Origin of the sequence: Kribbella sp., assembly GCF_035687465.1 — a bacterium.
In the GTDB taxonomy this organism is placed as follows: Bacteria; Actinomycetota; Actinomycetes; order Propionibacteriales; family Kribbellaceae; genus Kribbella.
The window spans coordinates 1-12,744 of the sequence record NZ_DASRXP010000555.1 but is presented as its reverse complement, the minus strand read 5'-3'; the positions used below and the strand labels follow the sequence as shown (position 1 = coordinate 12,744).

General features: G+C 68.0%; 14 protein-coding genes. 11 read left to right on the top strand and 3 right to left on the bottom strand.

Features of this window, described 5'->3' with window-relative positions; all coding sequences use genetic code 11:
• The 5 genes from VFG33_RS29610 to VFG33_RS29590 form a co-directional block, all read left to right on the top strand.
• The coding region (locus tag VFG33_RS29610; RefSeq protein ID WP_414672993.1) for an alpha/beta fold hydrolase at positions 1-290 on the top strand (290 nt) is incomplete at its 5' end.
• Positions 291-340: 50 nt separating this feature from the next.
• On the top strand, positions 341-1,498 hold the full coding sequence (locus VFG33_RS29605; RefSeq protein ID WP_325056275.1) for a CaiB/BaiF CoA transferase family protein: 1,158 nt from the start codon (positions 341-343) through the stop codon (positions 1,496-1,498).
• Positions 1,499-1,696: 198 nt separating this feature from the next.
• Positions 1,697-3,253 (top strand): sugar ABC transporter ATP-binding protein, encoded by a 1,557-nt coding sequence (locus VFG33_RS29600; RefSeq protein WP_325056274.1) that lies wholly within the window; start codon positions 1,697-1,699, stop codon positions 3,251-3,253.
• Positions 3,250-4,284 carry an ABC transporter permease gene (locus VFG33_RS29595; protein ID WP_325056273.1) on the top strand — a complete coding sequence of 345 codons (1,035 nt, stop codon included), beginning with the start codon at positions 3,250-3,252 and terminating at the stop codon, positions 4,282-4,284. Before VFG33_RS29600 ends, VFG33_RS29595 begins: the two co-directional genes overlap by 4 nt.
• 14 nt (positions 4,285-4,298) lie before the next feature.
• Positions 4,299-5,306 carry a substrate-binding domain-containing protein gene (locus VFG33_RS29590; protein ID WP_325056272.1) on the top strand — a complete coding sequence of 336 codons (1,008 nt, stop codon included), beginning with the start codon at positions 4,299-4,301 and terminating at the stop codon, positions 5,304-5,306.
• 81 nt (positions 5,307-5,387) lie between these two features.
• On the opposite strand, the gene VFG33_RS29585 is transcribed toward VFG33_RS29590, so the two are convergent.
• On the bottom strand, positions 5,388-6,383 hold the full coding sequence (locus VFG33_RS29585) for a LacI family DNA-binding transcriptional regulator (protein ID WP_325056271.1): 996 nt from the start codon (positions 6,381-6,383) through the stop codon (positions 5,388-5,390).
• Positions 6,384-6,504: 121 nt separating this feature from the next.
• Between VFG33_RS29585 and VFG33_RS29580 the strand changes: the two genes are divergently transcribed.
• From VFG33_RS29580 to VFG33_RS29570, 3 genes are read left to right on the top strand one after another with little or no spacing between them, the layout of a single operon-like run.
• Positions 6,505-7,935 (top strand): NAD-dependent malic enzyme, encoded by a 1,431-nt coding sequence (locus VFG33_RS29580; protein ID WP_325056270.1) that lies wholly within the window; start codon positions 6,505-6,507, stop codon positions 7,933-7,935.
• A gap of 14 nt (positions 7,936-7,949) precedes the next feature.
• The gene (locus tag VFG33_RS29575; RefSeq protein WP_325056269.1) at positions 7,950-8,330 is read left to right on the top strand and encodes a VanZ family protein; all 381 of its coding nucleotides are present in this window, start codon (positions 7,950-7,952) and stop codon (positions 8,328-8,330) included.
• Entirely contained in the window at positions 8,327-8,884 is a 558-nt protein-coding gene (locus VFG33_RS29570) for a YqgE/AlgH family protein (protein ID WP_325056268.1), read from the top strand. Before VFG33_RS29575 ends, VFG33_RS29570 begins: the two co-directional genes overlap by 4 nt.
• A gap of 30 nt (positions 8,885-8,914) precedes the next feature.
• Here the strand turns inward: VFG33_RS29570 and VFG33_RS29565 are convergent, their stop codons facing one another.
• The gene (locus VFG33_RS29565; protein WP_325056267.1) at positions 8,915-9,181 is read right to left on the bottom strand and encodes a DUF3039 domain-containing protein; all 267 of its coding nucleotides are present in this window, start codon (positions 9,179-9,181) and stop codon (positions 8,915-8,917) included.
• Between the two features lie 140 nt (positions 9,182-9,321).
• Between VFG33_RS29565 and VFG33_RS29560 the strand changes: the two genes are divergently transcribed.
• The 3 genes from VFG33_RS29560 (at position 9,322) to VFG33_RS29550 (ending at position 12,166) form a co-directional block, all read left to right on the top strand.
• Positions 9,322-9,894, top strand: a complete 573-nt coding sequence (locus VFG33_RS29560) for a Uma2 family endonuclease (RefSeq protein WP_325056266.1) — start codon at positions 9,322-9,324, stop codon at positions 9,892-9,894.
• Between the two features lie 51 nt (positions 9,895-9,945).
• Positions 9,946-11,745: a DEAD/DEAH box helicase gene (locus tag VFG33_RS29555; RefSeq protein WP_325056265.1), complete on the top strand. Its 1,800-nt coding sequence runs from the start codon at positions 9,946-9,948 to the stop codon at positions 11,743-11,745.
• Between the two features lie 70 nt (positions 11,746-11,815).
• Positions 11,816-12,166 carry a hypothetical protein gene (locus VFG33_RS29550; RefSeq protein ID WP_325056264.1) on the top strand — a complete coding sequence of 117 codons (351 nt, stop codon included), beginning with the start codon at positions 11,816-11,818 and terminating at the stop codon, positions 12,164-12,166.
• On the opposite strand, the gene VFG33_RS29545 is transcribed toward VFG33_RS29550, so the two are convergent.
• On the bottom strand, positions 12,163-12,744 hold a 582-nt coding region (locus VFG33_RS29545), incomplete at its 5' end, for an MmyB family transcriptional regulator (RefSeq protein ID WP_325056263.1). The genes VFG33_RS29550 and VFG33_RS29545 overlap by 4 nt on opposite strands.

Below are 12,744 nucleotides of genomic sequence, written 5' to 3'. Positions count from 1 at the left end.
TCGTTTATGCCGGGCACTCGATGGGTGGGATGACGTTGATGGCGCTGGCGGAGCGGCGGCCTGATCTGTTCGGATCTCGGATTGCGGCTGCCGCGTTGATCAGTACTTCGTCGGGGCAGATCACTTCCCGCCCTTTCAGATTGCCCGCGCGGCTGGACGGGGCTGCGACGGCGTTGGCGTCGGCGCGGTTGCGGCGGCCTGCTGTGCGGCAACTGGTGTTCGGCAAGAAGGTAGAACCCGCTCAGCGACCGCCGGCCACATGCTCATGCAGGAACGCCACCGAGACGTAACTCACCGCCTCGCGTCCCTCTCGCGAAAGGTCGCCGCCTAGGCTGGCGGAGTGCAGAATCTCCTGTCAGACATCGTGGTTGTGGATCTCACTCGAGCCTTGGCGGGGCCGCAGGCGGCGATGATGTTGGGGGACCTCGGCGCGCGGGTGATCAAGGTGGAGACGCCCGCGGGTGGTGACGACAGCCGGGGCTGGGGACCGCCGTTCGCCGGCCCGGAGGGTGCGCGCGAGTCGACGTACTTCCTGTCGGCGAACCGGAACAAGGAGTCCGTCACCGCGGATCTGAAGTCGCCGGAAGGCAAGGAGTTCCTCACCAAGCTGGTGCGCAAGGCCGATGTGCTGATGGAGAACTTCCGGCCTGGCGTACTGGATCGGCTCGGCTTCTCGAACGAACATCTGCATGAGCTCAATCCGGGGTTGGTGATTCTGTCGATCACCGGGTTCGGGCATGACGGGCCTGAGGGTGGGCGGGCCGGGTACGACCAGATCGCCCAGGGGGAGGGCGGTTTGATGAGCATCACGGGGGCCGTCGAGCCGACCAAGACGGGTGTGCCGATCGCGGATCTGCTCGCGGGGATGTATGGCGCGTACGGGGCGCTGGCGGCGCTGCATGAACGGTCTATCACCGGCAAGGGGCGGGTGGTTCGGACGAGCTTGCTGGCTTCGGTTGTGGGTGTGCATGCGTTCCACGGGACGAAATGGACCGTCGCCGGGGAACTGCCTGAGCGGGTGGGGAACCACCATGCGCAGATCGCGCCGTACGGGATGTATCACACGCAGGACGACATCATCCAGGTGGCGGTCGGGAGCGAGGGGCAGTGGAGGACGTTCGCGCCGATCGTGGGGCTGGACGCGGCGGACGAGCGGTTCGCGGGCAACGCCGAGCGGGTGGCGCATCGGGATGAGTTGACCGCGGCGATCGAGGCGGCGTTCGCGCACGAGCCGGCTGATGTGTGGTTGCGTCGGCTCTCCGAGGCGGGGATTCCGTCGGGGAAGGTGCGGGACTTCCAGCAGGTGTACGAGTGGGAACAGACCCGCTCACAAGGTCTCCTGATCGAGGTGGACCATCCGACCCTCGGCCGGATCCACCTGCCCGGCCCACCCCTCCGCTTCGACGACCAGCCCTACGCCGGCGCCCGCGAAGAGAACCTTCCCCCACCCCGCCTCGGCGAACACAACGAGGCCGTCCGCACCTGGCTGGACGAGTAACCCGAACCGCACCTTTGCGTGCTGGTCGAAAAGGTGCCGTCGGGGCGTCAAGGCACCTAACGTCGGGGGGGTCCGCGGCGGTGCCGGGCTCACCTGACTGGTCTCGATCCGGGGGCGGGTGGGGGCGAGGGGTTGACGCTCGGCGGGCACGGGTCTAGCGTCCGGGAAATCGATTACTCACCCGATCGCGGAGGTGCCATGTCCGAGGTCGCCGCCCTGGTCCGGATGTCGGAGATCGGCAAGCGGTACGGCGGTGTGCAGGCCTGCCGCGAGGTCGACTTCACCCTGGGCGCTGGCGAGGTGCACGCGTTGCTCGGCGAGAACGGAGCCGGCAAGAGCACGCTGATGAAGATCCTGTCCGGCGACGTCACCGACTACGACGGGCAGATCGAGATCAACGGTTCGCCGGTCACCTTCAACGGCCCCACCGACGCGCAGGCGGCCGGGATCGCGATGATCCACCAGGAACTCGACCTCGTCCCCGGCCTGTCGGTGGCCGACAACATCTTTCTCGGCCGCGAACTCCGCACCGGCTGGCGAACCGTCGACCGCCGGCGGATGGATCGCGAAGCCCGGGCCCTGCTCGAGCGCAGCGGCGTCAACCTCGACCCACGCCGCCCGGTCGGCGAACTCCGCGTCGGCGAGCAGCAACTCGTCACCATCGCGAAGGCGATCTCACTCGACGCCCGGGTGCTGATCATGGACGAGCCGACCTCCGCCCTGACCACGTCGGAGGTCGAACGCCTCTTCGTGGTGATCCGCGAACTCCGCCGCGCCGGCGTCGGCATCGTCTACATCTCGCACCGGATGGAGGAGATCGCCCAGGTCGCGGACCGCGCGACAGTCCTCCGCAACGGCCAGAAGGTGGCGAGCTTCGATCCACGCAAACTCAGCACGGCCGAGGTGGTCGAGGCGATGGTCGGCCGCCCGGTCCAGACGATGTTCACCACGCCGGACGCCGCGACCGGTGACGAGTTGCTCCGGGTCGAGGACCTCGCCCTCCGGCCGCGCCGCCCCCGCCCCGGCCGGCGCGACCCCGACGGCATCTCCCTGACGGTCCGCTCCGGCGAGATCGTCGGCCTCGCCGGTCTGCTCGGCGCGGGCCGCACCGAACTACTCGAGACCCTGTACGGCGTGGCGCCGGGCGGACCGCGATCCGGGCGGATTCTCCTGCAGGGCAAGGAGATCCAGCCGCGCGGTCCACGCCACGCGCTGAGTCACGGGATCGGGTTCGTTCCGGAGGACCGGCGGATCTCGGGCCTGGTGTTGTTCCACTCCATCCTCGCGAACACGGTGATCTCCAGCGTTCCGTCGTACGGGCGGCTCGGGGTGATCGCGCGGCGGCTGGAACGGGCGGCGTCGATCCGGATGGCGGATCGGCTGCGGCTGAAGTTCGGTCGGTTGCAGGACGAGGTCGGGACGTTGTCGGGCGGGAACCAGCAGAAGGTCGTGTTCGGGCGGATGCTGCTGACCGAGCCGCGGTTGCTCCTGTTGGACGAGCCGACCCGGGGCGTCGACATCGGCGCGAAGGCGGAGATCTACCGGCTGTTGGGGGAGCTTGCCGGGCAGGGACTCGGAGTACTGCTGGCGTCGTCCGAACTGCCAGAGCTGATCGGCGTGTGCGACCGGGTGGTGGTACTACGGGACGGACGCGACGTGGCGTCCTTCCGTACCGCCGACTCAGGCGAAGGCGACCTCCTAGCCGCCGCCATGGGAGAACGCGCTGTGTTCGAAGAGGCCGGAGGACTTCAGTGACCGACGTACAGGACAAGGCCGCGACAGCACCAACCACGCCCACTGAGAAGTCGGGTGGTGTGGTTGCGACGTTGTTTCGGTTTCAGAGTGTGTTCGGGTTGTTGGCGGTGTTTGTGGCGGCGATCATCTTTTCGCCGCGGCGGGATGGGGAGATTCTCTTCCTGAGCGCGGACAACCTCGCCAATGTGGTCCGGGCGGTGTCCGAGATCGGGATCATCGCGGTCGGGATGACGTTCGTGATCCTGATCGGCGGGATCGACCTGTCCGTCGGCGCGATGCTCGGACTGGCGGCCGTCGGATCCGCCGTACTGATGGTGGAGAGCGACTGGGGCCTGATCCCGTCGATCCTGGTCGTGCTCCTGATCGGCCTGTTCTTCGGCGCGCTGCAGGGCATGGCGACGGCGATGATCGGCATCCAGTCGTTCATCGTGACGCTGGCGGGGCTGCAGATAGCCCGCGGTCTGGCCCGGATCTGGTCGGACGGCCAGGGCGTCGCGATCGCGTACGGCGACGGCCCGAACGAGGCACCGGACTCCTTCGCGCTCCTGGGCGAACGCACCTTCGGCGGCCTGGTCCCGATCCCCGTCCTGATCTTCGCGGTCGTCGCGATCGCGGCCGTGATCTTCCTCCGCGTCAGTGCCTTCTCCCGCCACCTGTACGCCTTGGGCGGCAACGAGAAGGCGGCTCGTTTGTCCGGGGTGCCGGTGATCCGGGTCAAGATCGCGGTGTTCGCGATCTGCGGACTGCTCGCGGCATTGGCCGGCATCGTGCACGCGGTCCAGCTGAACCAGGGCAGCCCGAACGACGGCATCGGCTACGAACTCGATGCGATCGCCGCGGTGGTGATCGGTGGGACCAGCCTGGCCGGTGGGCGGGGATCCGTCGCGGGCACGGTGGCCGGTGCGCTGCTGCTCGGAGTACTGAACAACATCCTTGCCCTGAACAACATCGACTCCAACATCCAGCTCCTGATCAAGGGACTCGTGATCGTTGCCGCGGCCGCGCTGCAACGCCTCAGGCCCGCTTCGTGAGGAAAGGGTTAGTTATGCGACGCCTTCAACTGCCTCTGGCCGCCGCGGCCGCAGCCGCTTTGCTGGTCGCCGGCTGTGGCACCACCAACGAGAGAACCTCCGACCAGCCGTCCGCGCAGAGCTCCAAGGAATGTAAGGGGGCCGACGGCAAGTATGTGATCGGGATGAGCCAGGCCAACAAGGCCGAGCCGTACCGGCAGCGGATGGACGACGACATCGCGGCGGCGGCGAAGGAGGTGCCGCAGTTCGAGGTGAAGTTCGCCGATGCGGCGCAGGACAACGCCAAGCAGGTCGCTGACGTGGACAACTACATCACCCAGCAGATCGACCTGCTGATCATCAGCCCGAACGAGGCCAAGCCGCTGACCGCGGTGGTGAAGAAGGCCTTCGACAAGGGCATCCCGGTGATCGTGCTGGACCGCAAGGTCGAGGGTGACGCCTACACCGGCTTCATCGGTGGTGACAACGTGCAGATCGGGACCGAGGCCGGCAAGTACGTCGCCGAGAAGGTACTGCCGAGCGGCGGCAACGTCGTCGAGCTCAAGGGCCTGGCCGGCGCCACTCCGCAGGCCGAGCGCAACCAGGGCTTCGCGGCCGGTATCGCCGCGAACCCGAAGATCAAGGTGATCGCGACCGCGAGCGGCGACTGGCTGCGGGAGAAGGGGCAGGCGCAGATGGACGCGCTGCTGAAGGCGAACCCGAAGATCGATGTGGTCTACGCCCACAACGACCCGATGGCCGAGGGCGCGTACCTGGCGGCGAAGGCGGTCGGCCGGGAGAAGGAGATGAAGTTCATCGGCATCGACGCGCTGCCGATCCCGTCCGGTGGCATCAAGGCGGTCGAGCAGGGCCGGCTGACGGCGACCTTCACCTACCCGACCAACGGCAAGGAAGCGATCGCCGCGGCCAAGAAGCTCCTGGTCGACTGCAGCACCATCGACCGCGCCCAGACGCTCCCGACCCGCCTGATCGACAAGTCCAACGCAGCCCAGATCTACACCCAGGAAAACCCCACCGGCTGACCTCCTTGCTTGCTTACGTCCGAAGAACTGGAGGGACGTCCCGCCAGTTCTTCGGACGCAAGCGCTTTGGCGGAAGGGTTTTCAGCCGCGGTGGGAGGAGCCGCGTTCGATCAGGCGGGCGCCGAGGGTGGTGGTTGTGGCGGCGCGGGTGTTGTCGGCGATCCTTGCCAGCAGCAACCGCGCCGCTACCGCGCCGAGCTCGTACGCCGGTTGCGCCACCACCGACAACGGTGGATCCACCAGTTCCGCCCAAGGCGCGTCGTCGAAGGCAACGATCCCCACATCCTTGCCCGCCCTCGTCCCGCGTTCCCGCAAGGCCTGCAGCACACCGACCGCCATCGCGCTGTTCGCGACGAGCAACGCGTCGGGCGGCTCCTCCTGGTTCAGCAGTTCCTGCGCCGCCCGATGCGCACCAGCCGCCTTGTACTCCGTTCGTCGTACCAGCCTGGTACTACTACGGCGCTTCGCGAACTTGAGCGCATCGCGATAACCCGCCAACCTGTCATCCGCAGTACGGACTCCGACCGGTCCCGTGATGCAGCCGATCCGGTGGTAGCCCTGGGCAATCAGATGCTCCGTGGCCTGCCGGGCTGCGAGTCGGGTGTCTACCAGGACGACATCGCTGTCGTGTTCGGGCAACGGCCTGTCGACCGCGACGAAGGCTGTGCCGCGGGCCGCCAGTTTGCCGACGCTGGTCGCCGGGCCACTGGGGGAGAGGATGACACCGGCCACGCGTTCCTGGATGGCCACGTCGATGTAGCGATTCTCTTTCTCCGCGTTCTCGTCGGAGTTGCAGAGCACGACCGAGTAGCCGACCTCGTGGGCGACGTCCTCCACCCCGCGCGCGATCGCGGTGAAGAACGGGTTCTCCACATCCGAGATGATCAGCGCGACGACCGCGGCCTCCTGACGGCGCAGGTTCCGGGCCGGCCCGTTGGGCTGGTACCCGAGCTCGTCGGCGGCCGCGCGGACCCGGGCAGCCAGGTCGCGGTCGACCGTGGACTTGCCGTTCAGCGCCCGCGAGACAGTCGCGGTTGAGACCCCGGCCCGAGCCGCGACATCACTGATCGTCGCCACGTTTCTGCTCCCTTCGGACACGCGAACTCTAGCCGCCGAGTAAAGGATTACCCAGCAACGGCCGGTGGACGCAACGTACGGAACCTCCGGCAGGTTGGAACGACATGAGAAGATCGCGAGCGTGACTGCCTTGCCGAGCGTTTCCTACTCCATCACCGTCCGCCTCGAGGTACCCGCCGGCGGATCCACGGTGAGCAAACTGACGACCGCGGTCGAGCAGGCCGGTGGCCTCGTCACCGCCCTCGACGTGACCGCCTCCGGGCACGAGCGGCTGCGGATCGACGTGACCTGTGCCGCCGCCGACACCGAGCACGCGGGCCGGCTCGTCGAGGCGATGCGCGCGGTCCCGGGGGTGGAGATCGCCCGGGTCTCCGACCGGACCTTCCTGATGCACCTCGGCGGCAAGATCTCGATGGAGGCCAAGCACCCGATCCGCAACCGCGACGATCTGTCGATGATCTACACGCCCGGTGTCGCGCGGGTCTGCCTGGCGATCGCGGCCAACCCCGACGACGCTCGCCGGCTGACCATCAAGCGCAACAGCGTCGCCGTGGTGACCGACGGTTCGGCGGTGCTCGGACTCGGCAACATCGGCCCGAAGGCCGCGCTGCCGGTGATGGAGGGCAAGGCCGCACTGTTCAAGCGGTTCGCCGGGATCGACGCCTGGCCGCTCTGTCTGGACACCCAGGACACCGAGGAGATCATCGCCGTGGTCAAGGCGATCGCGCCCGGGTTCGCCGGTATCAACCTGGAGGACATCTCCGCGCCGCGCTGCTTCGAGATCGAGGCCCGGCTGCGCGAGGAACTCGACATCCCGGTCTTCCACGACGACCAGCACGGTACTGCGATCGTCGTGGTGGCCGCTCTCTACAACGCTCTGCGGGTGGTCGAGAAGGACATCAGCGCCGTACGGGTGGTGCTGTCGGGCGCTGGTGCGGCCGGCACGGCGATCCTCAAGCTGCTGATCGCGGCCGGCGTGAAGGACACGATCGTCGCCGACATCGCGGGCGTCATCCACCTCGACCGTGAAGGCCTTTCACCTGAGCTGCGGTGGATCGCGGAGAACACCAACGCCGCGAAGTACAGCGGAGACCTGAAGGGTGCGCTGGCCGGGGCCGACGTTTTCATCGGGGTTTCCGCGCCGAACATCCTGCAGGGCGAGGACATCGCCACCATGAACGACGGTGCGATCGTGTTCGCGCTGGCGAACCCGGATCCGGAGGTCGACCCGGCAGCGGCTCACGAGCACGCCGCTGTGGTCGCGACCGGTCGGAGCGACTTCCCGAACCAGATCAACAACGTGCTGGTCTTCCCCGGGGTGTTCCGCGGGCTGCTGGACGCGCAGTCGTCGAAGGTGTCGATCGAGATGGAGCTGGCCGCCGCGAAGGCGCTGGCCGGGGTGGTCACGGACGACGAGTTGAACGCTGACTACATCGTGCCGAGTGTGTTCCACCCGGAGGTCCACACGATGGTTGCGCACGCAGTACGGGATGCTGCGGGCGGCAAGGCGCCAGCAGCGGAGCACTTCCCGGACGACTCGCCCGCGCTGTAGTGCGCGGCGAGCTAGTGCCGGCGTCGCGGCGGGTGTGGTTGTGGCGGGTCGGCTTTGTGCTGGCGTGCCTGATTCACCTGTACGGGCTCTACTCGCCGCGACAGACCGGGCCCGACACGGGCATTCCGTACGCCGACAAGGTGGCTCACGTGCTGCTGTTCGGCTCGGTGGCTTTCCTGGGGCTCCGAGTCGGAGTGCCGGCGCGGTGGTTGCTGCCTGTTCTGGCCGCGAACGCGGTGGTCAGTGAGCTCGCGCAGCACTTCCTCCTGACCCAGCGAAGTGGTGATCCCTTCGACACGCTGGCGGACCTGGTCGGGCTCGGGTTGGGGGCTTGGCTCGGGTTTCGGGCCAACCGCAGTACAAAAGTTGCCGGGCACGACATGATGGGCACATGACGGCCTCGACCCTGACCGGTTCGCTGCTGGTGGCGACCCCGTTGCTCGACGAGCCGCCCTTCCGCCGCTCGGTGATCCTGCTGCTGGATCACGACGAGGACGGCGCACTCGGGGTGGTGGTGAATCGCGCCGCCGACCTGGAGGTCGACCGCGTGCTGCCCGACTGGTCCGCGACCGTGAACGAGCCGGGTGTGCTCTTCATGGGTGGCCCGGTCGGCACCGACAGCGCGCTCGCCGTCGCGGAGGTGATCGAGTCCGCCGACCCGCCGGGCTGGCGCGAGTGCTTCGGCCGGATCGGGCTGATCGATCTGGACGTGCCGCCGGTGCTGCTCGAGGGCGCGATCCAGCGGATGCGCATCTTCGCCGGGTACGCCGGCTGGAGCAGCGGCCAGCTCGAAGGCGAGATCGCCGAGGGCGCGTGGTACGTCGTCCCGTCCGAACCCGACGACGTCTTCAGCCTCGACCCCGACGGCCTCTGGCGCCGCGTCCTCCGCCGCCAACACGACCAAATGGCCTACCTCGCCACCTACCCGGACGACCCGGGCCAGAACTGAGCGCCGGGTCGGCGGGCAGGCTGGTTCGGCCTACTCGTCGTCGTTGCCGTCGTCGCCTGGGTTGAGCGAGTCCCAGATCTCTTTGCACTCCGGGCAGACCGGGAACTTCTGCGGGTCGCGGCTCGGCACCCAGACCTTGCCGCACAGCGCGACGACCGGCGTGCCCATCACCATCGCCTCGGTCAACTTGTCCTTCGGCACGTAGTGCGAGAACCGCTCGTGATCACCCTCGTCCAGCGACGGCTTGGTGCGCTCGTCGATCACCGTCTCCGCGCCGGGGCTCAGCTGAGTACTCATGCCCCCGAGTGTAGGACGACACGCCCACCAACTCCCGTACTTTCTCCACAACCACCCGCCAGAAAGACCCCTGTGGACAACCGGGGCACCCCGGGGCAGACGACTGCACCTTGTAGGCATGGACTACTGAAGGAGGCACCATGGTTCTCGTGGACCCCGTGCAAGACGACTATTCCGTGCCCTGGCCCCCCAACCGGCCGCTGACCAGGGACGATCTCGATCGGATCCCCGATGACGGGCACCGGTACGAGCTCATCGACGGCCTGCTGATCATGTCGCCGGCACCCTCACCTCTTCACCAGCGAGCTGTGGCAGCTCTGTACCGGCTGCTTTTTGCTGCCTGCCCGCCCGAGCTCGACGTGCTGTTCGCACCGCTCGATGTCGTGCTGGCACCCGACACCGTGATCCAGCCCGACCTCCTGGTCGCTCATCGCGACGACTTCACCGAGCGCGATCTCCCGGGTCCACCGTTGCTCGCGGTGGAGGTGTTGTCGCCCAGCACCAAGCGGGTCGACCTGATGCTGAAGTGGTCGCGGCTTGAGGCGGCGGGGTGTGGGTCTTACTGGGTGGTCGACCCCGACACGCCGAGTCTGATCGCGTGGGAGATGCGTGACGGGGCATATGCGCAGGTCGCGAAGGTCACTGGTGACGAGGTGGCGCGTATGCACACGCCGTACGACGTGACGGTGGTGCCCGCCGATCTGATCTTGTAGGGGTTCTCGGGTAACGTTCCTGCACGGCCGACAGTCGACTATCGGGGGAGTATGCCGTCCGTGGATTCGCACGTGCCAGCACCGCCAGCCGTGCTCCCTCCGGCCTACCCGGACCGCGCTGCTTGGGGTACTGCGAGCAAGCTGCGGGCTTGGCAGGCGGAGGCACTCAAGCTTTATCTGGACCAGCAGCCGAAGGACTTCCTGGCGGTCGCGACACCGGGCGCGGGGAAGACGACGTTCGCGCTGACCGTCGCGGCCGAACTGCTGCAGCGCCGGTTGATCGAGCGGATCACGGTGGTGACGCCGACCGAGCACCTCAAGGTCCAGTGGGCCGACGCGGCCGACAAGGCCGGGATCGCGATCGACCCTGCCTTCGCGGGCCGCAAGGGCCGGACGAACAAGGACTTCCAGGGCGTCGCCGTCACGTACGCCGGGGTAGCGGTCAACCCGCTCGCCTTCCGGGTCCGGACGGAGAAGTTCCGCACGCTGGTGATCCTGGACGAGGTGCACCACGGCGGTGACGCGCTCAGCTGGGGCGAGGGTGTCCGGGAGGCCTTCGAGCCGGCCACGCGCCGCCTGGCGCTGACCGGGACACCGTTCCGCAGTGACGACAACCCGATCCCGTTCGTCACCTACGAGCACGGTCACGACGGGGCTGCCAGGAGCAAGGCGAACTACACGTACGGCTACGGTCACGCGCTGCGCGACCACGTCGTACGGCCGGTCATTTTCATGTCCTACTCGGGTGAGATGCGCTGGCGGACCAAGGCCGGTGACGAGGTCGCTGCCCGGCTCGGCGAGCCGTTGACCAAGGACCTGACCGCCCAAGCACTCCGTACTGCGCTCGATCCGACAGGCGAGTGGATGCCGGCCGTACTGGCCGCCGCCGACAAGCGGTTGACCGAGGTACGCCGGCACATGCCGGACGCCGGTGGTCTCGTCATCTCGGGCGACCAGAACACGGCTCGGGCGTACGCGAAGGTGCTCCGCGAGCTCACGGGTGAGGCGCCGACCGTGGTGCTGTCCGACGAGAAGGCGGCAAGCAAGAAGATCTCCGCGTTCTCCGAGGGCGAGCAGCGGTGGATGGTCGCGGTCCGGATGGTCAGCGAGGGTGTCGACGTGCCGCGGCTCGCGGTCGGGGTCTATGCCACGCCGACCTCGACCCCGCTGTTCTTCGCGCAGGCGGTCGGGCGGTTCGTCCGGGCGCGGAAGCGGGGTGAGACGGCGTCGGTGTTCGTGCCGTCGGTGACGCGGTTGCTGAGTTTCGCCGCCGAGATGGAGGTCGAGCGTGATCATGTGCTCGGCCGGAAGAACTCGAACGACGACGGTGACATCTTCGGGCTCGAGGACGACCTGCTCGCCCAGGCGAACAAGACCGAGGCGGCCAGCGACGATCTGGACGCGAAGTTCGAGGCGCTCGGGTCGGATGCCAGCTTCGACCGGGTGGTGTTCGACGGCGGCGACTACGGCACCGGCGGCGATCTCGGCTCGGACGAGGAGCTGGACTTCCTCGGTCTGCCGGGACTGCTCGAACCGGACCAGGTCCGCGAACTGCTCCGCAAGCGCCAGGCGAAGTCGCTGGCGGCGCAGAAGAAGTCGAAGCGGACGTCCGATGATCGCGAGGATCCGACGCCGACCGAGCTCGCCACCCACGAGCAGGTCTCGCTGCTCCGGCGCGAGCTGAACGGGCTGGTCGCCGCCTGGCACCACCGGACCGGTCAACCGCACGGCGTGATCCACAACGACCTCCGCCGCAAACTGGGCGGTCCGGCCGCCGCCCACGCCTCCTCCACCGAACTCCGCGAACGCATCGAACTGATCCGCGACTGGGCCACCCAACGCCGAGCCTGACTCCGCCGTGACGGCACGCGGGCGGGTGGGTGGTTAGGGGCTAGACCGGTGGGGTGGCAGTATCCGGTGGGTGAGCTATGACTTGGTGGTTTGGGTTGGGCCTCGGCCCGCTGATGGGGCCGCGGCGGATGAGCGGTACGAGGAGCTGATGGAGCTGCTCGAGAGCGGCGGAGACAACAGCCCGCCCAGCCCTCGGCTGGTCGCCTACAGCAAAGCTCTGTTGCGGCGCTGGCCGGACCTGGACGAGTCGGACGACAGCCCGTGGGTGGTGTCGCCGTTGATCGCGGACGCGGTCGGCGATGTGTTCCCGTTCGCGATCGACTCCGAGCGGGTTGACGAGGTCGCCGCCTACGCGGCCCGCCTGGCCGTCGAACAGGGCCTCGTCTGCTACGACCCTCAAGAAGGCGCTCTCCGTCCCTAGGACCCAGTGAGGGACTGTGTGCCGACGACCTCGAGGAGGCGGAGGGCGTCGTCGGACGGCGAGCCTGGTTCGGCGGTGTAGAGGACCACGCGCTGATCCCGTTCGGGGATGACCAGGACCTCGCAGATCAGGTCGATCCGGCCGACGACCGGGTGATGCACCGTCTGGCACATGCTCTGCTGGGTACCGACCTCGTGCAGCGCCCAGATCCGGGCGAACTCCTCGCTCCCGGTCAGCAACTCCGCGACCAGCGCCGCGATCGAGGGGTCCTCGGGATACTTGCCCGTCGCCGCCCGCAGTTCCGCCGCGGCCTCCCTCGCGAACTCCTGGGTAGCCTCCTCGCCGAAGATCTCCCCCTGCGTAGTACCGGAGAGGAATCGCAGCCGCAGCAGGTTCCGCCGGCTCAGAGGCAGTGTCGAGAAGTCCGTGATCAACGCGGCGGCCAACGGGTTCCACGCCAGTACGTCGTACTTCGCGTCCAGCACCAACCCAGGTACGTCGAGCCGCGCAAGCATCCGCAGTACGCCGGTACGCACGTCAGCAGGTGGTCCCGGCGGCGGCCCGGGGTGTTCGCCGGC

What these genes read in the sequence shown, in the direction of transcription:
- VFG33_RS29600 (WP_325056274.1), top strand. Translation starts at nt 1,697, where the DNA reads ATGTCCGAGGTCGCCGCCCTGGTCCGGATGTCGGAGATCGGCAAGCGG.
- VFG33_RS29590 (WP_325056272.1), top strand. Translation starts at nt 4,299, where the DNA reads ATGCGACGCCTTCAACTGCCTCTGGCCGCCGCGGCCGCAGCCGCTTTG.
- VFG33_RS29570 (WP_325056268.1), top strand. Translation starts at nt 8,327, where the DNA reads ATGACGGCCTCGACCCTGACCGGTTCGCTGCTGGTGGCGACCCCGTTG.
- VFG33_RS29565 (WP_325056267.1), bottom strand. Translation starts at nt 9,181, where the DNA reads ATGAGTACTCAGCTGAGCCCCGGCGCGGAGACGGTGATCGACGAGCGC.
- VFG33_RS29560 (WP_325056266.1), top strand. Translation starts at nt 9,322, where the DNA reads ATGGTTCTCGTGGACCCCGTGCAAGACGACTATTCCGTGCCCTGGCCC.
- VFG33_RS29555 (WP_325056265.1), top strand. Translation starts at nt 9,946, where the DNA reads ATGCCGTCCGTGGATTCGCACGTGCCAGCACCGCCAGCCGTGCTCCCT.